16 protein-coding genes are annotated in these 24603 nt (G+C 38.8%); 13 read left to right on the top strand and 3 right to left on the bottom strand.

The window, feature by feature from the left end:
• Positions 1 to 258 precede the first annotated feature (258 nt).
• From FR932_RS06780 to FR932_RS21425, 10 genes are all read left to right on the top strand, one after another.
• A complete protein-coding gene (locus FR932_RS06780; protein ID WP_019440215.1) occupies positions 259 to 867 on the top strand; it encodes a paraquat-inducible protein A in 609 nt (202 codons plus the stop codon).
• Positions 854 to 1477: a paraquat-inducible protein A gene (locus tag FR932_RS06775; protein ID WP_019628771.1), complete on the top strand. Its 624-nt coding sequence runs from the start codon at positions 854 to 856 to the stop codon at positions 1475 to 1477. The genes FR932_RS06780 and FR932_RS06775 overlap by 14 nt, the downstream gene beginning before the upstream one ends.
• A complete protein-coding gene (locus FR932_RS06770; protein WP_019440218.1) occupies positions 1464 to 4169 on the top strand; it encodes an MlaD family protein in 2706 nt (901 codons plus the stop codon). The genes FR932_RS06775 and FR932_RS06770 overlap by 14 nt, the downstream gene beginning before the upstream one ends.
• Before the next feature lie 134 nt (positions 4170 to 4303).
• Positions 4304 to 5764, top strand: a complete 1461-nt coding sequence (gene rsmF / locus FR932_RS06765; protein ID WP_019440219.1) for a 16S rRNA (cytosine(1407)-C(5))-methyltransferase RsmF — start codon at positions 4304 to 4306, stop codon at positions 5762 to 5764.
• Between the two features lie 378 nt (positions 5765 to 6142).
• The gene (locus tag FR932_RS06760; RefSeq protein ID WP_019440220.1) at positions 6143 to 6787 is read left to right on the top strand and encodes a DUF2760 domain-containing protein; all 645 of its coding nucleotides are present in this window, start codon (positions 6143 to 6145) and stop codon (positions 6785 to 6787) included.
• Positions 6784 to 8598 carry an Hsp70 family protein gene (locus tag FR932_RS06755; RefSeq protein ID WP_019440221.1) on the top strand — a complete coding sequence of 605 codons (1815 nt, stop codon included), beginning with the start codon at positions 6784 to 6786 and terminating at the stop codon, positions 8596 to 8598. Before FR932_RS06760 ends, FR932_RS06755 begins: the two co-directional genes overlap by 4 nt.
• 81 nt (positions 8599 to 8679) lie before the next feature.
• Positions 8680 to 11490 carry an Hsp70 family protein gene (locus FR932_RS06750; protein WP_019440222.1) on the top strand — a complete coding sequence of 937 codons (2811 nt, stop codon included), beginning with the start codon at positions 8680 to 8682 and terminating at the stop codon, positions 11488 to 11490.
• A gap of 365 nt (positions 11491 to 11855) precedes the next feature.
• Complete coding sequence (locus FR932_RS06745; RefSeq protein ID WP_019440223.1) at positions 11856 to 13679, top strand: diguanylate cyclase; 1824 nt, start codon at positions 11856 to 11858, stop codon at positions 13677 to 13679.
• 27 nt (positions 13680 to 13706) lie between these two features.
• Positions 13707 to 15509, top strand: coding sequence for an ABC transporter transmembrane domain-containing protein (locus FR932_RS06740; RefSeq protein ID WP_019440224.1), 1803 nt, complete (start codon positions 13707 to 13709; stop codon positions 15507 to 15509).
• Positions 15510 to 15691: 182 nt separating this feature from the next.
• Positions 15692 to 15865: a hypothetical protein gene (locus FR932_RS21425; protein ID WP_019440225.1), complete on the top strand. Its 174-nt coding sequence runs from the start codon at positions 15692 to 15694 to the stop codon at positions 15863 to 15865.
• A gap of 153 nt (positions 15866 to 16018) precedes the next feature.
• Here the strand turns inward: FR932_RS21425 and FR932_RS06735 are convergent, their stop codons facing one another.
• On the bottom strand, positions 16019 to 16579 hold the full coding sequence (locus FR932_RS06735) for a hypothetical protein (RefSeq protein ID WP_019440226.1): 561 nt from the start codon (positions 16577 to 16579) through the stop codon (positions 16019 to 16021).
• Between the two features lie 154 nt (positions 16580 to 16733).
• Entirely contained in the window at positions 16734 to 19388 is a 2655-nt protein-coding gene (locus FR932_RS06730; protein ID WP_019440227.1) for a beta-N-acetylhexosaminidase, read from the bottom strand.
• Positions 19389 to 20009: 621 nt separating this feature from the next.
• Here FR932_RS06730 and FR932_RS06725 point away from each other — a divergent pair.
• On the top strand, positions 20010 to 21125 hold the full coding sequence (locus FR932_RS06725) for a porin (RefSeq protein ID WP_019440228.1): 1116 nt from the start codon (positions 20010 to 20012) through the stop codon (positions 21123 to 21125).
• Between the two features lie 240 nt (positions 21126 to 21365).
• Positions 21366 to 22037 carry a DsbA family protein gene (locus FR932_RS06720; RefSeq protein WP_019440229.1) on the top strand — a complete coding sequence of 224 codons (672 nt, stop codon included), beginning with the start codon at positions 21366 to 21368 and terminating at the stop codon, positions 22035 to 22037.
• Positions 22038 to 22118: 81 nt separating this feature from the next.
• Here FR932_RS06720 and FR932_RS06715 read toward each other — a convergent pair whose 3' ends face one another.
• Positions 22119 to 22400, bottom strand: a complete 282-nt coding sequence (locus FR932_RS06715) for a peptidylprolyl isomerase (protein ID WP_026032057.1) — start codon at positions 22398 to 22400, stop codon at positions 22119 to 22121.
• Between the two features lie 249 nt (positions 22401 to 22649).
• Here FR932_RS06715 and pgm point away from each other — a divergent pair, with 249 nt between their 5' ends.
• Positions 22650 to 24287, top strand: a complete 1638-nt coding sequence (pgm, locus tag FR932_RS06710) for a phosphoglucomutase (alpha-D-glucose-1,6-bisphosphate-dependent) (protein WP_019440231.1) — start codon at positions 22650 to 22652, stop codon at positions 24285 to 24287.
• Positions 24288 to 24603 lie beyond the last annotated feature (316 nt).

Here is a 24603-nt window from a genome sequence, read left to right as displayed (position 1 = left end):
TGTATATTATGACAGTGTATTTAGTATTTCTTGTTAATTCAAGTGACTGTTCATTAATTATGCTTTATTGCAGCGTTGGTATGCTACTTCGTTCCTACTTAATGTTAATAGATTTATATGATGTTACAAATCTTCAAGGGTAAACTTGTGATAGTATTGATATTAGCGATAAAATAATGCTATTACTGAACGCATGAAATAGTGCTACATTTTAACGATAAGATGTAAACAGCGTAAATTGACTACTAGCGGGTATAAATGTCGAATATTAATGTCTGTAATAAATGTGACCTCATTGTGGATCATATCCCATTAGAAAAAGGGAAGCATGCGCATTGCCCTCGCTGCAATACCCTCTTGTACACCAATAAAATTTTTTCGATCAGCACCATTTTAGCACTTTCTATCACAGGTCTTATACTTGTTGTTATTGCTAATGTATTTCCCATGTTTACGATCACGCTGTTAGGGGTTGAAGAATCGGCCACGCTTATCCAAGGTGCGTGGGCGCTATTAGAACAGGGATTTTATTTCGTCGGTTTATTGGTTATTTTTTGTAGCTTCATTGCGCCCTTTCTATTTTTATCTTGTCTCGCACAGGTTTGCTTGTTGTTACTGACTAAACAAAATACGCCACAATTAATTTTATTACTCAAACTCGTTAACTTTCATACTAAATGGAGCATGTTAGAGGTCTACCTCGTTAGTTTTTTAATTGCGGTATTTAAACTCTCAGATATTGCAGACATTGAGTTTCGACTCGGGTTATTGAGTTTTGTCTCACTTATGTTCATTTCAAGCCTTATTATGTATGGACTGAACCTGGAACTTTTCTGGCAGAAGATGGAACGAAATGCAAAACGCTAAAGAAAATCAAATAGCCCAGTGCCAAGAATGTCATCTACTTATTAACGTAGAAGAGGATGTGAAACGCCAACGTTGTCCGCGCTGCTTCACACGGGTTTATTTTAGAATACCGCGAAGCCTTCAAAAAACGTGGGCATTTTTGATCACCGCCATGGTCATGATGATACCCGCTAATTTTTTACCTATCAGCACATTAACAAGTACTGGTACTTCCACTCCAGATACCATCATGTCAGGTACTATCGCCTTAGCAAAAAGTGATAACCTAGGTATCGCGATCATTATTTTCATCGCATCGATTTTAGTACCCTTATTTAAAATCATTGGTTTAATGCTTATTTTACTGTCTGTGCAAAATAAGATTTTTATTACACCAAAACGAAAATTATTATTATTTAATGCCATTCATTGGATCGGAAAATGGTCCATTATGGATTTGTTTGTTATATCGATTATGGTCGCTGTCATCAACCGAGGTAATTTACTCTCCGTTGATGTCGGATATGGAGCAACTTGCTTTGGTTTGGTTGTTGTTTTAACAATCTTAGCTGCAGAAAGTTTTGATACACGTTTAATTTGGGATTTAAACCATAAAAATGAAAGAAAATAACGAACCACAAATGCCGGAAAATTGTAACGCTCCTAAGCCTGTATTACATAAACCGAATGTAATGTCGCCTATCTGGTTGTTACCCATAGTCGCAGTTGTACTTGGGCTTTACCTCATGTACCAGAGTATTACCCAGGCAGGTATTGAAATCCGCGTACATTTTGATAATGCCAATGGTATTGTTGAAGGTAAAACCTTAATTAAATACCAAGGTTTGAATATCGGTAAAGTAAAACGAATTGCATTAGATGACGACCTTAAAGGCGTCTACGTCACTGCAGAGATAGACAGTAAAGCAGAGCAAGTACTGCGGAGTAACACACAATTTTGGTTAGTCGCACCGAAAGCGTCAATAGCCGGTATTTCAGGTCTTGATGCCCTTGTGACTGGTAATTATATCAATTTGTCTCCGGGAGACGGAGAATACAGTGTTGATTTCGATGCTGTTAAAACCGCGCCAAATACATTGCCAGACGATAAAGGTTTAATTGTACGGCTAACGACAGACAAGCTTGCATCCGTTCGTCCTGGTTCTGAAATCTTTTATAAAAAAATCCCAGTCGGTCAAGTACACAGCTTTGTACTCGACAAAAAAACCGATAACATATTAATCGAAGCAGTCGTTAAGCAACAATACAGCTATCTAGTAAAAGACTCCTCACGTTTTTGGAATGCAAGTGGTGTTAATGCAGAATTTGGATTTGATGGTATTAAAATCCAAACAGAAAGTCTGACTGCTATTATCAGTGGGGCCTTGGCATTCGACTCCCCTGCTGATGGTCAACAAGCAGAAAACAATCAAGCTTATACACTGTATAGCAGTATCAGTGATGCGGAACGTGCCGTTCAAATTGAATTCAACCTTAACAATACCAATGATCTGAAAATTGGTAATAATATCTATTTAAACGGCCAACAAGTCGGTGAAGTAACAGAAGTAGTTAGCCAATCTATCGATACGGTAACGAATAAGACAACTTCGGTTGCAAAAGCGTTCGCAGATGTCGACCCTGCAGTTGTTAAGTTATTACGTGACGGCACACAGTTCTGGGTTGAAAAAGCCAACTTGTCTTTGTCAGAAATAAAAAACGTCGCCAACCTTGTCACTGGTAATTATATTCTGTTTACCCCTGGGCAAGGGGAACTACGTACAACGTTTGATTTAGTGTCCAACGTCGATGATCTTATTCCGCATCAGGAAATCGCTATTTCAGCAAATGATGCAAATGGGTTAACGGTTGGTAATAAAATCTACTACAAGAACTATCCGGTAGGTCACATCACCCACGTTACGTTTAATACTAAAACCAACTTGATTGATTTGGATGTAAACATCTATCAGGACTATGCTCATCTACTACAACGCTCAACCCGTTTTATTAATATCAGTGGCGTATCTGTTGACGCGAGTGTCTCTGGTCTGAATATAAAGTCAGCACCTATTGCGGCATTGGTGAGTGGTGGTATCGAGCTTGTTAATGATAAAGCGTTTAAATCAAAGGGTCGTGATCAACAATATCAACTTTACCCTTCGCTTGCGCTTGCAAAATTAGGCAGTAATGCGTTCAAAGCCAACAAAAAAATCACTCTGTTGAGTAGACCAAGTCATGTCATTTCAAGTGGCGCGCCTGTTTACTATCGCAAACTAAAAGTTGGTTCAGTCGCCGATTTTAAATTAGCGTCTGACAATGAACATATCGTCATCACTCTGGATATTCTGAGTCAGTATGCACATTTAATTAATGAAAACAGTGTGTTTTGGGACGTATCCGGTATAGATATATCAGGTAGTTTAAGTAACTTAAAGGTGCAAACAGAATCCTTACTGACTATCGCAGCTGGTGGTATTAATTTTGATAATATAAAACCGGTTAATAAAAACAAAGTACGACTCGCTAAATCGAAAACCACATATTATAAACTGTTCCGAACTTTCGCTGCCGCGACTGATGATCGCCCTACTGTTACTCTCACCTTTACGTCAGGTTCTGATATTCATGTCGGCACCGAGATTAAACATAAGGGTATCAAAGTAGGTGAAATTAGTGATATTAAGTTAAATGTCGAGCAAGGTATTATCGAAGCTAAGGCCAAGTTAGAAACTTACTACGCGGACCATTTCGCACGCCAAGGAAGCCACTACTGGCTGGAAAGTATTGAGGTTGGATTAGCGGGCATTAAAAATGCTAATACCCTAATATCCGGCGCTTATATTAATGTAACAAAAGGCCAAGGTAGCCGAATTGCACGTTTTAAAGTGTTAAATAGCGCGCCAGACATTGCCGCTGAACATGTTGGTCTATCGGTCACTGTCATCAGTGCACGATTAATGGGGCTAACAGCGGGTACGCCAGTTTACTTCCGCCAAATTGAAGTGGGGTCAGTGACTCATTCAGAACTGTCGAAACAGAGCGATAAAGTACTAATAACGCTGAATATTGAACCTAAGTATCAACATTTAGTCCGTGACAACAGCCAGTTTTGGGCTGTCTCTGGATTTAATGTTGATGTTGGCCTTACTGGTGCAACGTTAAAGGCAGAATCATTAAAAACGATTTTAGCTGGTGGTATTGCCTTTGCAACACCTAATTCAACAAGTGACAGCGCTGTCGCATCGCCCTTTAGTCGATTCAATTTGGCGCAAGAAGTTGACCCCGATTGGTTAAAATGGGATACCAAAATAGCCAAATAAAGGAACGAAAAACCTTAATAAACAGCCAAGCGAAGGCCGTAAGCCTATCAAACCAGCTACTTCAATAATCCCAACTTTGAAGTAGCTGGGGGATATGATAAAATACCGCTCTATTTTTCAATTGAGCTTGTAAAGTGCATTCCAATATCAAACTGCCTGAAGATTACCTGACATTAATGGGTAACATTATCCCCGAACATCTATCTATGGATGACTTTATTGCTTGTTGTAAAACACCATTGAAAACCAGTGTGCGTGTTAATACACTTAAAATTTCTGTTGAAGAATTTAAACAATTAGCGAAAACCAAACAATGGTTATTAAGCCCTATTCCTTGGTGCTTAGAAGGTTTTTGGTTAGAACAAGAAAATACTGAAACGAAACTAGGTAATAGCTGGGAACATATTGCAGGGCTTTTCTATATCCAAGAAGCCAGCTCAATGCTACCTGTTACAGCGTTATTTAAAACACAAGTAACAGATGCTGCTGCGCAATACAACACGGTCCTAGATTGTGCCTCTGCGCCGGGTTCAAAAACCAGCCAAATCGCTGCGCATTGTAATAATAACAATTTCGTTGTTGCTAATGAACTGTCTTCGAGCCGTTTAAAAGTACTCAGTGCGAACATCCAACGCTGTGGTATTAAAAACATTGCCCTTAGTCATTATGATGCCACCGTATTTGGGACTTGGTTACCGGAAATGTTTGATGCGGTATTACTTGACGCTCCCTGTTCTGGTGAAGGCGCGATCCGTAAAGACGATAAAGCGATGCTTAACTGGTCGTTAAAAAGCATCAATGATATTGCAGACATTCAAAAAGAGTTAATTGAAAGTGCATTTAAAGCGTTGAAGCCCGGTGGTACGTTAATCTATTCAACCTGTACATTAAATGAAACTGAAAACCAAGCCGTTTGCCAACACTTACTTAACTTGTACCCTGACCACGCCGAGGTTGTGCCACTTAACGATTTGTTCCCAACAGCAAATGATTGTTTAACTGCAGAAGGTTTCTTACATGTATGGCCACAAATTTATGACAGTGAAGGTTTCTTCGTTGCTAAATTTACTAAAAAAGAAACGCAAAAATTACGCCCGATTAAAAAGAAAAAACGTTTAATTTTTCCATTCAGTCCTGTTAGCCGTGATGAAAACGATGCGATCCGTGATTATTTCCGTGCTGCATTTAGTTTTGAATTCGAGAGTGGTGTTTTCTATCATCGCGACAGTGAAATCTGGTTATTCCCAAAAGAGTTCCCAGCGTTCATTGGTAAATTCAAATTTGATCGCATCGGTATCAAAATAGCAGAGAAATTCAAAAAAGGCTTCCGTGCTCAACATGAATGGGCTCGCACCTTTGGTCATCATTGTGCTAAAAATACCGTCTCACTGGATATCGAACAAGCAAAACAATACATTATGGGTCGTGATATTAACTTCTCTGATATCGAAATTGAAGACTTAGACGCCTTGCAGGGTGAACTTGTCGTGTTACTAGAAGGCAGTGTGCTCGGTTTAGGTAAGCGTGTTAATCAACGTTTAAAAAATAATTACCCCCGTGACCTAGTACGTGATAACAATTTATTTAATGAATAAAGAGTATATTGAATAACAGATTAAACCAGCAATGTGCTTGTTTAATAAATAATAGCCCATTTACATTATGGTTCTCAATTTATTCAAGCGCATAATAAAATAACGGTAATTTGATATATATAAATAATTTACTATATTTAAATACACGTTCATACCAATTTCCCTAAGCTCATTACAAGGATTTGTACTGAGCTTTTTTTTATTTTTTAAAATATCACTAAGCTTAAAAATACGTTTCTAATAATTTCCGCTAATATGGCTATTCTTTGTGCCTAAGTACAGGCTAAATAAGCAAAAAAATCACATTATGCTCCGTAACATAAATAATTATGATAAAATCGCCGATAATATTGATTTATACAAACTTGAGTAAAATATATGAACTTCGACCTTACAAATATCTCTGAACTACCTGCTGGCCCAGACGCAGCGCACATTGCTTTATTCGCGCTTTCCGTGATCCTGTTACTAATCACCCTCATGAGAGGCGGTAAAAAAACAGTTGAAATAGAAAAGATTGTTGAAAAAGAAGTAGAAGTTAAAGTGGAAGTAGAAAAAATTGTCGAGGTAATCAAACACGTTGACGTTGAGAAAATCGTTGAAGTTGAAAAGATTGTCGAAATCAAAGCCCCACTACAAGAAGCAAGCCCTGCAGCCGCTTGTCAGCTTTTATCATTACTACAAAATGAAGCACGTTTTGTTGACTTCATCCAAGAAGATTTAACCGGTGCATCGGATGAACAGATTGGTGCTGCAGCACGCATCATCCACACTGGCAGCAAAAAAGTAATCAATGAATACTTTAGCTTCACACCAATCCGTACTGAAGAAGAAGAAAGCCAAGTAACCGTTGCTGAAGGTTTTAACCCATCTGAAGTCAAACTGATTGGTAACGTACTAGGTTCTGCGCCTTATCGCGGTATTTTAGTTCATGCTGGCTGGAAAATCAGTAATGTAAACTTACCAAAACTAGCACAAGGCCATAACACAAATATCGTTGCGGCAGCAGAGGTGGAACTATGAGCGAAATAGCAGCAAAATACAGTATTGGTATCGATTTAGGTACAACACACTGTGTATTATCATATATAGATTTAGAACAGGAAGGTGATAAAGCGGTTAAGCAATTGTTTGCGATTCCACAGCTATCTGCACCTGGTTCAGTCACAGAAAAACATCAACTACCCTCTTTTATCTATCAAGCACATGAAGATGAGATCAGTAAAGATCAAACACCATTACCTTGGAATGCTGAAAATACAGCGCTTGTCGGTGATGTAGCACGTCAACTTGGCCTTAAAACACCGATACGTTTAGTATCAAGTGCAAAAAGCTGGTTAAGCCATGCAACGGTTAGCCCACACGATGCAATATTACCGTTCTCGAGCCCCGATGAAGTTGAAAAGATCTCACCAGTAACCGCGACATCACTTTACTTGAACCATTTAGCGGATGCCTGGAACAATGCACATCCAGATTCTCCGATGTCAGAGCAAGATGTAACAATCACGATCCCTGCATCGTTTGATCCTGCGGCGCGAAACTTAACAGCGCAAGCTGCACAAGATTTAAATTTGAAACATCTAAACCTACTTGAAGAGCCACAAGCTGCTGTATATAGCTGGTTAGAAGCGTGCGGTGATGAATGGCGTGATCAAGTAAATGTAGGTGATACTATCTTGGTTGTTGATATAGGTGGTGGTACTACCGATTTATCACTCATTTCTGTAGAAGAATTAGAAGGTAATTTAACATTATCACGCGTGGCAGTAGGTGAACATATCCTACTTGGCGGTGACAATATGGATCTTGCCCTCGCTTATCGTCTAAAAATGAAATTGATGCAAGAAGGCAAACAATTACAACCTTGGCAAATTCAGGCGATCACACATGCATGTCGTGATGCCAAAGAGCAACTGCTCTCTGACAATGATACCGATGCAATGCCGATTGTGATCCCAAGCCGCGGTTCAAAATTAATTGCAGGTACGATGCAAACAGAGCTAACGCGAGAAGAAGTGAAGCAAACTATTTTAGATGGTTTCTTCCCTGCTACTGCCGTGTCAGAAATGCCACAGCAAAGTACACGTACTGCATTAACACAAATTGGTTTACCGTACGCACAAGACGCAGCGATCACCAAACATATTGCGCATTTCTTGAATAAACAGCATGACGCACTAGAGTCAGACGCCGGTGACTTCATTAAACCGACTGCCGTATTGTTTAATGGTGGTGTATTTAAATCAAATGCAATCAGCGACAAGCTAATCGGCATTATTAACGATTGGTTAATTTCGGCTGACGTTGAAGAAGAAGCAAAATTATTAACCGGTATTGATCTTGATCTTGCTGTCGCGAATGGCGCTTGCTATCACGGCTATGCTAAACAAGGTAAAGGCGTACGTATTAAAGGCGGCTTAGCAAGTTCATATTATGTCGGTGTTGAAAGTTCAATGCCTGCAATTCCTGGATTTGAAGCACCACTTGAAGCGGTATGTATCGCACCATTTGGTCTTGAAGAAGGCACCAATGTAAATGTAACAACACACCAGTTTGGCTTAGTTGTTGGTCAACCAGTTAAGTTTAAATTCTTTGGTTCAACAGTACGTCGTGAAGATGTGGTTGGTACTCACCTTGATTTCTGGCAGCCTGATGATCTGGAACAATTACCAGACATCGAAGTAACGCTTGATTCAGTGAACCGCAATAGTGGTGATGTGGTACCAGTATCATTATCTGTGACTGTAACAGAAGTCGGCACACTTAAAGTTGAAGCCATTTCAAGTAACAGTGACGAAACTTGGGAAATTGAACTGACTGTTCGTCAATAATAATGACACAGTCATCATATTGATCAGTGTGTACTTAACTCAGGGCTCTTAGCCCTGAGTTTTATTATATGGAGTTTATGAATGCCCTCACCTGTTTCTGCAACAGCGCAATACGTAATTGGCATCGATCTAGGCACTACTCATAGCGTGCTATCTTATAAAAACATCGATGATTATCAAACAAGCGCATCAGTATTCCACGTAGACCAGTTAGTTGGTCCCGGCGAAGTCGCTAGAAAACCGTTACTCCCTTCGTTTCGCTATCACTTTAATGATAACGAAATTGCGACAACAGATTGTATTCTACCTTGGCAGCCAAACCAATTTAAAGGTGAAATTGCCAATGTTATCGTCGGCCAATGGGCTCGAGATCTTGGCACGAAGACAAAAGGCCGTTTAGTTTCTAGCGCTAAAAGTTGGTTATCTCACCCAAGCATTGATGCCCAAGCTGCTATCTTACCTTGGGCTGTTGAAGACAATATTGAAAAAGTATCGCCTGTTATTGCCAGTGCCAGTTACCTCGCACATTTTCAAGCCTCTTGGAACTACCACAATCCAACGCACTTACTGGCAGACCAAAATATTACCATCACAGTACCGGCGTCTTTTAACGATACTGCGCGTGCGTTAACACTGGCTGCGGCTGATCTGGTTGGCTTAACAAACGTTACTTTATTAGAAGAACCACAAGCCGTTTGTTACGATTGGTACCATCGAAATAAACAAGCTAAAATCGATTTGATCGAACAAGATAAAACCATGCTTGTTTGTGACATTGGGGGTGGTACAACCGATTTAAGTTTAATCGAAATGTCACTCGAACACGGTGAATTGAATTTGAATCGTGTCGCGGTTGGTGATCACTTAATGCTTGGCGGTGACAACATAGACTTAGCCTTAGCACATATAGTTGAATCAAGAATTTCACCGGGACAACGTTTACAGACAGCTGCATTGGGTCAACTTATCCAGCAAACACGTCAAGCTAAAGAACTCTTTTTATCAGAACAGCCACCAAGTACGACATCAATTACTTTACTCGGTCGTGGTTCGAAGCTTGTTGCACAATCAAAAAAATGTGAACTGACAAAAAATGAAGTTGTCGATATGGTATTTAATGGTTTCTTGCCTAATAGCAGCTTCAACCAATTACCAAGTCACCGCAAGAATGCGGTTGTTGAGTTTGGTTTGCCTTACACTTCAGATCCTGCGATTTCAAAGCACATCGCTGAATTTATCCATACTTATTACGATGTACCTGCAACTGAAGATTACGATCCAGCAATCGTACCAGCGGCGATACTGGTAAATGGTGGTATTTTCAATAGCCAACAAGTCAAACTACACATCGAGAAAGTGTTGTCAGGTTGGAAACAGCAAAAAGTTCAGATGCTCCACAATGGCAACCCTGATTTATCAGTTGCATTTGGTGCTGTCGAGTTTGGTTTTGCTAAACTCGGTAAACAAAAACAAATTGGCGGTGGTAGCCCGCGTAACTATTTCATTGAGATCACAGACCGTTCAGGCCAAACACAATCTATTTGCCTTTTACCTAAGGGCACAGAAGATGAACAAGTTATCAATTTAGATAGCCGTTTATTCTCGTTAACTATCGGTGAGCCAATTCGTTTTAACCTTGCCACGACCAGTCATGCAAGCAATTTTAAGCCTGGTGATATCGTTGATACAAGAGCGACAGCTGAATTAAAAGGGAAAACCCCATTACCGCCTTTTGTTGTCACTATCCCTGAGCACAAGGATCACAAACGCTTTGAGTCTGTTTATTTATCATGCAAGCTAAGTAGCATAGGTACTTTACAGCTCGAATGTGTGAGTGAAAAAAACAGTAAACAGCGCTGGGCTTTAGAGTTTTCAGTACGTCCGAGTTTATCGAACAAAAAAGCTAATGATGACACACATAGCGTCAACGATATTAAACAGCGTCATCCAAAGTTACCTGAAGCGATCCAATTGATTGAAGCGGTATACGGCGCGAGTAGTAAAAAGAGTGATCCTAAATTAGTTAAATCATTACGCAACGAATTGGATAAACGCTTAGGTAAGCGCGATACTTGGGACACCGATTTATTACGTGAGCTTGCAGCACCTTGTCTACAGTTTGCGAAAAACCGTCGGCGTACCGAACAACACGAACGTAATTGGTTGAAGCTAACCAGTTTCTTGCTTCGCCCTGGTTTTGGTTACCCTGCTGATGATTGGCGTATTGAACAGATGTGGCCAATATTCAAATCTGCTATTCAATACAATAAATCGACGCAGTCATGGAGTGATTGGTGGAACTTATGGCGTCGTATCGCTGGTGGGCTTAATGAGCAGCAACAGATTGAAATATACGATACTATTTCAGTCTATTTTGTTGAAGATAGCAATAAAAACGCCAAGGTTATCAACCAAGCTAAATTACGCAGTTATGATGATATTATTCGACTTGCAGCATCGCTAGAGCACATTCCAGTGGCTCTGAAAGTTGAATTTGGTGAATATTTGCTAACTAAACTTAAAAAACCACAAAACCAGCAACTCCATTGGTGGGCTTTAGGTCGAATTGCCTCACGCGTTGCTTTTTATGGTAGTCAGCATAATGTTATTCCACGTCATATTGTTGAGACATGGCTAAATACGTTGCTCGATGCTGATTGGCAAAAAGAACCACACATTGCGTTTGCGGCCGTAATGATTGCCAGAAAAACCGGTGATCGAGAAATAGATATTCAGGACAAGGTAAGAGATGTTGTGATTGAAAAATTAACACAAAATAAATTATCTGAATCTTGGTTGGCACTTGTATGTGAAGTACAAACATCTGATGAAACCGTGATGAAGCGTATTTTTGGTGACAGTTTACCGACTGGGTTAACGCTTTTATCGTAATGCTTTTTTAAAATAGGTCATATGTGATTTAAATAGCAGGCTACAGTATTTATATAGTAGACCTGCTATTTTTTTATTTATATCATAATTTACGCTCGCCACTTCACATCTAAAGCCACCATCGATAGTTCAAAGTTGTGATCTATTAACGACTCTATTGTAGCTTATTAATCATTCCGTATTATTGTTTATAAAACTTAATTGCAGCCTGTTATTTATGAGACTAAGCGTTTGTTTTCTATGTGTAATCATTCAATTTACTTGATAGTTTGTTATTATTAATAACTTATTGATGCGTTCTAATTTGCTCATCTATAGCGTTTCAATTCATCTATTTTGGCGTGAAAACAATTCCCTAGGTAAATATGTTGCATTTAAAACTTCAACCCAAACTCTTCATCTCGATCATTTACCCGCTATTAGCCTTGATCGTGATCAGCTTAATGTATGTTGGTTATTCTGATTATAAATATATTAAAACAAACACTTACCAACAAGCTAAAAACAACTTGGATATTGCCAATGAATACCTGGATCAACACTTAAATGCAGTGAATAACCAGCTATTTCTGTTAGGGGAAACTTACCGATACAACTACAATTTAACCGACTTTTTATTAAGTGCTCAGTATATACTTGACAATGAAAACAAGTATTTAGAGATTGGTTTGTTAACCGAGAAAGATGAGTATTACGCGACTAATTATGTCTATAATACCTATGCTGCTGATAACCGTTCACGCGTCTGGTTTAACGAAAAGATGAACTATGACACCCCGTTTATTTCACCCTTGTATAGAAGTGAGCAAACTCAAAAGTGGACAGTGGCGATTGTCCGTTTATTAAATCTCAGCAATGGTAAGACCGCCCGCCTTGTCTTAGAATTAGACATACTCGGCTTGTATGACAAGTTATCACTGCTTAAAACGCTAATGAATGGTTATGTTTATGCTGTAGATTCAAAAACAGGTCAAATAGTCATGCACCCTGATCCGTCAAGAATCTCAACTCAGTCAATAAGCCTTTCACCTATTGAAATAAAGCGTATTGTCAGTAATGCTCAATTAAAAAAAGACGTGAATGAAGAGCCTAACAGCGAATTAACGACAAAAAACATCATTAACTATAGCTATCAAGATCAGACTAAATTTAGTATATACCAAGCGGATAATCAATTGGGTTGGATATTACTTTCAAACTCCAACAACGCCGATATGAAATATAAAGTATTTAATATCGGCGTGGTATCTTTTGTATTGTTGGCAATGATAGGTGTTCTATCAATGATTTACTTCATCTCAAACCGAGTCCACAGCAAGGGGCAGGTACTATCAGGCTCTACGAGACTAGAGGATATCTACCTTGCATTGTCACAAATGGCCAGCGAGTTAACCCATTTCGATAACATGTTTTTTATTATATATAATCCATACAACCGACATTTTGAAGAACCCGTTAACAACTTAAGCTTTAATGCAGATGACGTATTAACAGAAATAACACAAGATAAAGTTGAAGCACTTAAGATACCAGCGCCATTAATAACTGATATTTTCCCGCACCAAACATGCATACGCATCCCGCTATACAATAAAGGCGAGCTGATTGGTGTCATATACCTGACAAATAGTAATTTAAAGTCGCTTCACTTTATGAACATATTTCGTAACTATGCGCAGAGTGCTCTTATCAATATGCTACTGACACAAAAGATAAGAAGTGAAGACTCGATGACACAGCTGATGAACAAGGTATATTTACGCCAGCAAATGGGGACTCAAATAAGATGTAAGACACCTGACACTTATCTAGCAATGATCGATATTGATGATTTTAAATTGATTAATGATCACTTTGGTCACTTGTTTGGCGACCGCGTTATTATCAAAACTGCAGATATGCTCAGGCATTATTTTAATCATAGAGCAGTTACTTCACGCTATGGTGGCGAAGAGTTTGCCGTACTATTTTATGCCGTTGACGAGCAGCAGGCATACCAAAAGTTAGAAGAATTTCGTTATGGTATAGAAACAACAGCGATAAAATCCGAGCTTAAGCAATGTGATCTGACAGTAAGTATCGGTTTTAGTGCGCTTCGTGATAGCATAGACAAAACGATTTACGATGCTGATAGAGCCTTGTACTTGGCTAAAAATAATAACAAGAATAAAGTATACCAATCTGTCTAGACGACTTAAAAGCACCTAGGGAATAACATGAGCGCTTCATTTAAGGATAAGATAAGCCAAACATCATCATTTACGAGCTTATTACCAATTTTTGCCTTTATTAAACCCTATAAGTTAATGGTTTTGTATGCACTTCTCGCTTTATTACTGACTGCTGGTATAAATTTATCACTTGGGCAAGGTGTTAAATACGTTATTGATAATGGTTTTATTGCGGGATCTGAAACCCAGTTAAAATCTGCTATATTAGTACTCGTTGCACTGATCTCGCTCTTAGCACTTGGTACGTTCAGTCGGTTTTACTTGATGTCATGGTTGGGGGAACGCGTCAGTGCTGACATTCGAAAAGCGGTATTCAATCAAGTTATTAAGTTACACCCTAGCTACTTCGAAGAAAACAGAAGCGGTGAAATCATGTCAAGATTAACGACAGATACGACACTGCTTCAGTCCATTATTGGTTCTTCATTCTCAATGGCACTTCGCAGTACACTGATGCTGATTGGTGGCTTAATTATGTTGCTCGTCACGAATATCAATCTAACGCTTTGGGTCATAGCATTTGTCCCCTTCATTCTTATTCCAATCTTGATTTATGGCCGAAAAGTCCGAGTGTTAGCCGCGAATAGTCAGGAAGCTATTGCTGATATTGGTAGTTATGCTGGTGAAATAATTCAAAATATTAAAGTAGTGCAAAGCTATACCCATGAAAAAACAGAACAGGCGTCTTTTGCAAATGAGGTAGAAAAAGCATTTTCGGTTGCCAAGGACAGGATCAAACAACGGTCATTATTGATTGCGATTGTTATTTTTCTTACTTTCAGTGCCATCAGTATTATGCTTTGGGTTGGGGGGATGGATGTACTTAATGGCCAAATGACGGGGGGCGAGTTAGGTGCATTTGTTTTCTACGCGATTATGGTTGCCATGTCAGTTGCTACAATCTCTGAAGTCTATGGTGAATTACAGCGTGCTGCAGGCTCTGCGACTCGATTGCTAGAACTCCTCGACGTCACCAGCAAAATACAAACACCTGAAGAACCTAAAAAAATCATTGAGCAGCAAGAAAATATCATCGAGTTCAAAAACTTGGATTTTTATTACCCATCTCGCCCTAATACAGCAGCGCTAAAAACCATTAACTTAAAAATACCAAAAGGCAAAGTGATTGCGTTAGTTGGCCCATCCGGCGCTGGTAAAACGACTTTATTTGAATTGTTACAACGTTTCTACGATCCGCAACTTGGCGAAGTTCGATTTAATAATATGAATATAAATACGTTAGAACTGGATGAACTACGTAAACGTATGGGAATGGTACCACAACACCCGGTATTATTTAGTTCTAACGTTTGGCACAACATTCGTTATGGCGACCCTACAGCCTCGGATGAACAAGTCATTAACGCAACTAAACTTGCCCATGCCCATGCCCATGACTTTATTCAAGAATTACCAGAAGGTTATGACAGTTTTTTAGGCGAGCAAGGTGTCCGTTTATCTGGTGGCCAAAAACAACGAATTGCCCTCGCCCGTGCCATATTAAAAGATCCTGAGGTATTATTGTTAGATGAAGCGACCAGCGCGCTTGATGCTGAAAGTGAGAACCACGTGCAAGCCGCACTCGAAGAATTAATGCAAAACAGAACAACCTTGATTATTGCCCATCGTTTATCAACAGTAATTAATGCTGATCTTATTTTACTTATGGACCAAGGGGAAGTGATAGCACAAGGTAACCATAACCAGCTGATTGAGTCATCGACATTATATCGACGCCTATGTGAATTACAGTTTGATAACGCAGGCAATAAGGGGGGGATTAGCTAGATCTTAATTTGTATAATGAATTAATTTAGGAAACTTGTTGTTTGTTAATCACTGTCTACTATTAAGGTATAAGACATAATGCAGATAGATAAGTACCTGTATTCACTTATAAAAAATGTGTCACTTATAAAATCTGTATCATTTATAAGACTTGTATCATTTATAATAATAGTGGGATAAGTATGAGCAAATTAATTTTAACTATTACGTTTATTATCGCTTCAGCTACATTCAATGTGAGCGCAACTGAAGGACAAGGTTCTGGAGTATTAGGGCCAGAAATAAACTGCAAACTACACAATGGTGATGTAATTAAAACCTATGCGCAAATATGCGAAGCACGAAAAAGCAGTTAGTTGTCAAAACAAGTACCATCATGTTATCGGCGCAATTAGTACAAGTGCACCACTCTTGTACTAATTATTACTCTGCACTAATTATTACATTTGTAATAATAGTTGTACCTGCAGTATATAGTTGCTCTCGAACTGGCTCATTTCCCAAGCCAATTACAGACCTTTTTTAGCCTTATTTTCAATTTGATTTTGAACTTGATCATAACCCGTCATATACGTAGCCGGTAATGAAATAACTGGACCATGTTTACTGTTAGCTTTTTCTTGCAATTTGATCACCAAGTTCTCATTAGAATTCACTGAATCAGGTATCGAGAACGAAAACATTTGGTCAAAAATACACAACTCATCACATGTTCTAAATGTGCCACGTTCTTGTTTGATCTTTACCGATTCTAAACCATTAATAGATACAAAACCGTATTCAAAACCAAAGTCGGTATGCTTAACTAAAAGGTTAATACGCGTATCGATTTGATGCTTTTCGTTGCTACTTTCTCTGCCATACATGTAAGCATCTGCTTTAAACAATGCTTGTGTGGTGCCAGCTTCAGGCGGTAGTGTAATGGTAGGTCCTGTGATACGCTTCCCTTCCCAAGTCTGTTTTACTGAAACCATATCTTGAAACTGTTCAGAACTCGCATCTTCATAAGTATTCGAACAAGCTGTAAGTGCGAGTGGTAATAATAGTGGCGCTAAAAATTTTAGTTTCATTTGAATTGTTCCTTGTTACACCGCAGACAGTTTAATCATACGATTTTGTGTTCGATTTATGAAATGTGTTTTATTTATGCTAAATGCTATAAGAAATAAAGGCGATTGAATTAATATCCAATCACCTTTTATTTTAAGTCATTGTAAATTCAGCTTACTTTACTTCGGTAATACGGCTAAAGCGTTCGCCATCTGGTGACACAGTTCTTAATTCCGCCGACGTTACAGAAACAGGTTTTGTCCATGTTGTCCATGTTGAACCTGCATCCGTACTATATTGTACTTCTAGTCCTGGGAAAGCCACGTTAGTTAATAGCTTGCCAGATTCAATCTTACCACCCGGTACAGGTAGGCGGTATTCAACACCGGCTTTGTCAATTTTTGCGAGTTCGCGCTGACCAACAATATTGGCAAATTGAGTCCACTCTGCTTGCTGCTTATTAGCATCAACAAACGTTGTTTCACCGCCTTTGAATTCACGATCTTTAACGTAATCAAGTTCCCATGATGCTTTATGCCATGCGCGCTCTGCTAATGGTAAGATACGTGGGTAAACCATGTATTCAAATTGTGCGTCAGTACGCACTGATTCACTCCAAAGTTGACCGGAAATACCATTATAACCACGGTTTTCAGTGTCGCCTTTTACGTTGAAGTTATTACCATCACGATCTTTCGATGTTTGAGCGTTCTGCGGTAAGTTATTCGGTGAAAATTTAAATACCTTTTTGCTGTCTGTGTAACGTGTAGCCCAATAGTAACCACGTTCTTTTGAGTTTACTTCATAGGGGAAATCGAAATACAGATAATCAGGGTGCGACTGTACAACTTCAAAACCTTTTTCTGTCATGTGATTCGAGGTATTTGCTCCGCCCCAATATAGGGTTTCCCATACATTCGCGACAGCTGTTATTGGTAAGTCTTTAGCATCAACGTCTTTAAGTCCATCCTGCCATAACTGCGTTTTTTCGATACCGGCAGCAGCAATAATGTTAGCTACTTTTTTAACAAACATAGGACCAAGATCATGAGGTGTTTCTAAGCTATCATCAGCAGCTACTTGCGCGACACACTGTGGTGATTTAGCCCAAGGCATTGATTCTTTGGTTAAATCTTTATCACCCTTCCAACCTGTTGTGCCACCCGTTTGTTCGAAACCGTTACCAAGATGAATATTCTTCGCTTCATCGCCCCCCATGTGCCATGTTTTCAGTGGTTGGCCAGCTTCATTGTGCATCGCTTGAACTTCTTCAATGACTTTACCGATGAAGTTATAAGTCGAGTCCATACAAGGGTTTAAGATACCATCATTGTAGAATTGAATCGTTGTATATACTGATTTGTCATCTGGATCAGCTAGGCGATACTCTTCTGCTTTTTGTAAATCTGAATCTTTGTATTTGTTGTAACGTGCTTCCATCGCTACTACACCGGCACGAGCATGCGCTGGCATATCAATTTCTGGAATAACTTCAATATTACGCGCCTGCGCATATTTCACTAATTCAATATAATCAGCTTTAGTTAAATAACCTGTACCACGATTATCCGAGCCAGGGCCTGAACCCAACTGCGGTAATAAACAGGTGTTTTCTTCTAAATCATGACAACGTTTGCCGCCGATATCTGTTAATTCAGGTAAACCAGGGATAGCTAAACGCCAGCCTTCATCATCGGTTAGATGTAAGTGGAATTTATTCATCTTATACGCACTCATTTGATCGACTAAGCGCAATAATGACTCTTTACTGTGGAAGTTTCGGGCAATATCAACTTCCATACCACGGTACTCAAAATTCGGCGCATCTTTTACACTAACTTGTGGAATGCTTTTGTTCACAGCAAAATCAGACGGGATTAATGACGCAATTGATTGCAAAGCATAAAGGGCACCAGCATTATCAAAGGCTACTACTGCAGTGCTATCGGCAGAGACGTCAAGTGTGTAACCACCTGACATTGCGTATTCTTCTGTAAGTTGTTGCGGTGCAATAGTGATATTAATAGGATAGCTACCTGCTACATTAACACCAAAATTTTCAAATCGTAGGGTTACTGCATCGAGTGAACTTTGTTGCATTGCTGGTGCGTGAATACTAATGCCAGCACTTAAATCAGCAAAGCCTGTTACTTTTTCATCTTGCCACACTGGCGTTGGAATGATTTTGTTCGCTACAGATGCTGCTGATAACTGTGCAGTGGCTTCATTAGATTCAAAACGCGTATTGGCGTTCATAATTATGTTGTTATCACCGGCATGTCTTTTTAGGTTTTCACCCGTGATTGGTGTCATGATTTCTGACATATCTTCAGTGTCAGTATTGCTGATCACTTTCGGCTCTGCATTTTCTGCTGTCACATAATAACGCGGCATCACATCTGTTTCGAACAATGACCAATATTCAGCGATGAAATTAACATCTACAATGGCGTTCTGGGCGAAACCGTTGAATTCAGCGGTTGGTGTGAGTCGATGAAGATCACCATTGATATGTTCAATCGTAAATTCTGGAGATTTAACTTCTAATATACGGCGGATACTATGAAAATATATTTCCCAATCAGCAGACTCAATCGCTGCGCCACTGTTCGTTAGTTGTATTGTAACATCCTGACATGCTGCCCACTCTGCTTCAAGAGTTTTACATGTGGCAGATGCGTCACCTTCAAGCTTTTGATTTACCGTATAAGTGACCGCGACAGATGATGCAATAGAATCAACGATTTGTTGTGTTGACGATATTTCTTGTGTCGCACTACAACCAGCTAAAGCAACACTTAATCCAAGTGCTATTGTTGTTTTTTTCATATCCGATCCTTCCTTTGAATGAAATATTTAAACTAGACGTTAAACTAAAAACTTAATACGCACTGTAAAGTAACCTGTGTTATTTACTATCTGAATTTTCATTTCATGTGACTATTGTCACCAATATAATTAACTTTATAGAAACATACGTGATTAATATCAATTTAAATGACGCATCTATTGACTGTCGAGTGTTAATTATAACTACCCCCCTGCGTTACTCGAACCAAAAAACGGTCAAGTTTACATTAAATCAACATTAATAATTTTATAAATTAAATCGAACTAAATTAACCAAGATAAAAAACACATCTAAAACAATAGCTTATTTCACTAGTAGATATAATAAAACGGAGTTTTTTTTTAATGTTTCAATACTGAATTCATTCCTCCCTTAAATTAATAGCGCGAATTAATCACTAAAAATAGATATAAATGGGATCTTTATCGTTGTTTATGTCTTTTTATTAAAATTATTGTGAGTTTTATCACGACTGCGAACAGCTTAATTTGCATGGTGAATTAACAAGGGGGTAGACTCCAAACCATCAAGTAACAAAGTTCATTATTAATTAACAAATCAATATAAATAGCATTTACATCTACTAAAAGGATTTTAGAATGAATAAATTAAGCTTATCTATGGTTGCCACAGCGGTTTCAACTGCTTTATTGTCAACAGCAGCTAATGCATACGTATTAGGAACCGAAAATACAGGTAACATCGAAGTGTATGGTGTTGTCGCTGTTTCTGCGTATGGTCACACCGGTGATAAAGCCAATGGCGAATCAAATATCTCCGATTACAACATTGAGAATGAAACTCGTGTTGGCTTCCGTGGCAGTAAACAAATGACCGACGGAATCAATGTGATATTCCAGGTTGAATCTGGCTATACCGATACCGATGACTGGTCTGGTGGTGGTTTAGGTTTCCGTGATACGTTCGTAGGTGTAGAAGGTGATTATGGTAAAGTGACTTTAGGTCGTCAATTAACCCCGATGTATGAAGTAGTTGATTGGCCTTTCACAAACCCTGGTTTAGGTCGTGTATTTGATCCTGCTGCAACCGGTGATATTGCTTACATGTACGATCGTACTGAATCTATTCGTTATTTTGCTCCAGCTATGGGGAACTTGAACGTTAATGTTGCCACAGGTCGTGCTGGCAACGGTGACAATGCTCATTGGTTCGGTGGTGCAGCAAAATATAAAGCATTCGATGCGATTACATTACATGCGACGTTTGAATATGGTAATAACCGAAAAGTAAGTGATGCGGTAGAAGCTGGGTTTGAATTTGATCCTACAACTGGCCAATCCAAAGCAATTGCAGCAAAAGATGGTGTAATCACGGATACTTTTACCTATCTCGTTGGTTTTGAAGCGCCGATTGCAAGTACAGGTATCAGCATTGCTGGTGCATATAAATATGGTCAAGCAGAAAATATCGCAACTAAGAATGTTGACTCACAAGGTTCTTACTCTCTAATCGCGCAATATTGGAATGGCCCGCTGGGTATTAAATTAGGTTACGCAGCAACTGAAGATGTTGATTCAGATGATAATTCTAACAACAGAGAAGGTTCTTCTGTAACATCATTACAAGTAATGGGTGTTGTTAACGGCTTTGTACCTTACGTTCGTGTTGGTATGACAGATAAACTTGGTTGGGGTGCTGTAACTTCCGATAGCCAAGAAACATTCGCACGTGTTGGTCTTGAATACGGTTTCTAACAATCCCCTCTTTATATAAAAATAAAGACAATAAAAAGCCAGCTGCAGATGTTAAAATTTGGCGCTGGTTTTTTCATTCTACATGCCGATGTTGCCTACAACTTAGTCTAGTGTCAGTTTCATCAACCTAATAAGTCATTATCTGCATTTTTTTGTGCATAAATTGAAGTTTGATCAAGACGTTATTACATTTTAAATCTAAAATACGAAACATATTTCATTTTCCACTTAGGTTTATTCATGAAAAAGTTAGCAACAAAAAAAAGTTTAGAACAACAAAAGAAAAATAAATTCATATCCATCGTAATATTAAGCATCGCTGTCGTGATTGCTGCATTCTTATTAATACCGTCAACGTCAGATGAAAATATTGAACAACATCTATATAGTGAAAACGCGCCTATTTTTGGTAGTAAACATGCCAAAGTAACAATTGTTGAATTTTTTGATCCTGCTTGTGAGTCCTGTCGTGCCTTTTACCCGCTTGTTAAAAGCCAAATAAAACAATATAAAGGGAAAGTTAACTTAGTTGTTCGACCGGTAGCCTTCCATAAAAACGTTGGCTCTGTAGTTGCTGCATTAGAAGCAACTAAAATGCAGAACAAGTTCTGGGATGCACTACGCATTACCTTGTATTATCAAAATAATTGGGCAATCAATCACGTTGCCAATGTAGATTTATTATATCCATATCTACAGGACGCTGGTATTGACATTGCACAGCTTAAGATTGATATGCAAAGCCCTGTTATCGCAGAGCGTATGGCGCAAGATGCCAAAGATGCTAAAACACTCAAAGTATTCAAAACGCCGACATTCTATGTCAATGGTGTCGCGCTAAAACAGTTTGGTGCAGAACCATTTAAAGCACTCATTGCACGTGAAGTTAAAAAAGCATACTCAGAAAAATAATGTCTTTAAAAATACAGGCATAAAAAAAGCCCTCAATTCAAATTAATTGGGGGCTTTTTTGTGACAGCTAAAACAGCTCTATTATGTTCTAAACAAGATTTTCACAATATGCCAGCCATGTTTCGTCTTCACAAGGTGAGGCGTTAAGATTTCACCATTGAAACAAACTTTATCAAAGGCAGGAACCATAGCTCCCTTTCTGAACTCGCCTAAGTTACCACCATCTTTTTTGCCAGACGGACAAAGAGAATGAGATTTTGCTAACTTTTGAAAGTTTTCACCCTTCTCCAATTTAGCCAATATTTCATATGCTTTAGATTCGTGTTTCACAAGTATGTGTAGTGCTGCAGCTGTTCTGGCCATGATTAACTCTAGTTTAAATAAATAATTTATACTCCTGATTTTATCATAAGCGATCAGCATCTGACTAGAGTCTAAATTAATCCGATTAATTTACTGGTTATAGAAACCACAAAAATAACTGTTTGGACCAGTTTATTGAACAAAATTAGAGTTTCAATTGAAAGGATGTGCCAAAATTAACTTATTAGAGGTATAATAATAACAATTTAATTAATAACAGCTTTCATTTATTTAAGGATAAAATCGCACATGGCAGTTCATCCAAGAGCCGGACAAAAGGCGCTAAATTCAGATCTTTGTAACATTCCAGCACTAGTGTCTAACTATTACATCAACAAACCTGATGTAGCAAAAATTGCCGAGCGTGTTGCATTTGGTACTTCTGGTCATCGCGGCAACGCTTTTGCATCTTCTTTTAATGAAGACCATATCCTTGCTATTAGCCAAGCAATTGCTGAATACCGATTTGAACAAGGTATTACCGGACCTTTATTCATCGGTAAAGATACTCATGCACTATCAGAACCTGCGAATATTTCAGTTATTGAAGTTTTAGTTGCAAATGGTGTAGATGTACGAGTCCAAATTAATGACGGTTTTACACCTACTCCTGTTATTTCACACGCTATTTTAGCGCACAACAGCAGCAACACTATTCAGGCTGATGGTATTGTGATCACACCATCACATAATCCACCTCAAGATGGCGGTATAAAATACAACCCACCACACGGCGGTCCAGCAGATAGCGATGTAACTAAGATTATTGAAAACCGTGCAAACGACATTATCGCTGAAGGTTTAGTGGCAGTTAAGCGTCTAAGCTTTGCTATCGCGACTGACTCTGTCCATTATCAAGAAATCGATTATGTTGAAGCTTACGTTGCTGACTTAGAAAACGTCCTTAACCTAAAAGCCATTGCAGATGCAGGCATTAAGATCGGCGTTGATACATTAGGCGGTTCTGGTTTTGCTTATTGGGATGTGATTGCAGCTAAATACAATTTAGATATTACTGTGGTAAATGATCGCGTTGACCCAAGCTTCTCATTTATGTGCCTAGATAAAGATGGCAAGATCCGTATGGATTGCTCATCACCTTATGCAATGGCAAGTTTGATCAGCTTAAAAGATGATTTTGACATCGCCATTGGTAATGATCCTGATTATGACCGTCACGGTATTGTCACTAAAAGTGGCTTAATGAATCCAAACCATTACCTTGCAGTTGCAATCCAATACTTATTTACTCACCGCACAAACTGGCCAGTAAATGCAAAAGTAGGTAAAACACTGGTTTCAAGCTCGATGATTGACCGTGTAGCAGCGAAAATTGAACGCCCACTTTGTGAAGTGCCTGTTGGTTTTAAATGGTTTGTTGATGGTTTACACAACGCAAGTTTTGCGTTTGGTGGCGAAGAAAGTGCTGGTGCATCATTCTTACGCACAGACGGTACTGTTTGGACAACAGATAAAGACGGTATCATTTTAGCACTACTATCTGCAGAGATACTTGCGGTAACAGGTAAAGATCCTGCACAACTTTATGCAGAACTGACCGAAGAGTTCGGTTCACCTGTTTACAACCGTATTGATGCACCCGCTTCATTTGAAGAAAAAGCAATTCTATCTAACTTGTCTCCAGAGCTCGTTCAGGCAGAAACCTTAGCAGGCGAAACAATTACCGCTAAATTAACCAAGGCGCCAGGTAACGATGGTAAAATTGGTGGTTTGAAAGTAACAACTGAAAATGGTTGGTTTGCTGCACGCCCATCTGGCACAGAAGCAATTTACAAAATCTATGCTGAAAGCTTTAAAGATGAAACACATCTAGCGTTAATTTTAAGCGAAGCACAAGAAATTGTCTCTGCTGCTTTGAAAGCATAAAACAACGCGAATAACTCATAAACATAACGCGTCAATTATATTGTCATGGAAAGGCTGATAACTCACTTTGTAGTGCGAGTTACTAGCCTTTTTTATTAACATTAAGCTAACTTTATTATTACCTGCTTATCAATTTTTATAGCTCTTCATATTTCTGTCCAAAAGATACATTAAAAACATAAAATTCATAAATAATTTTTAGTTGATCATAATCAAGCCACAGGTCTAAATTCGTTTTTTCCGTCTGATTTAATTGATCTAAATCAAGCCTACCCCAATAGACATATATTCGTGCTTTTTTAACAATATAACCAAC

This window comes from Moritella marina ATCC 15381, assembly GCF_008931805.1.
GTDB classification, from domain to species: domain Bacteria; phylum Pseudomonadota; class Gammaproteobacteria; order Enterobacterales; family Moritellaceae; genus Moritella; species Moritella marina.
The sequence above is the reverse complement of the archived record's forward strand: the minus strand, read 5'-3'. Positions and strand labels throughout refer to the sequence as shown.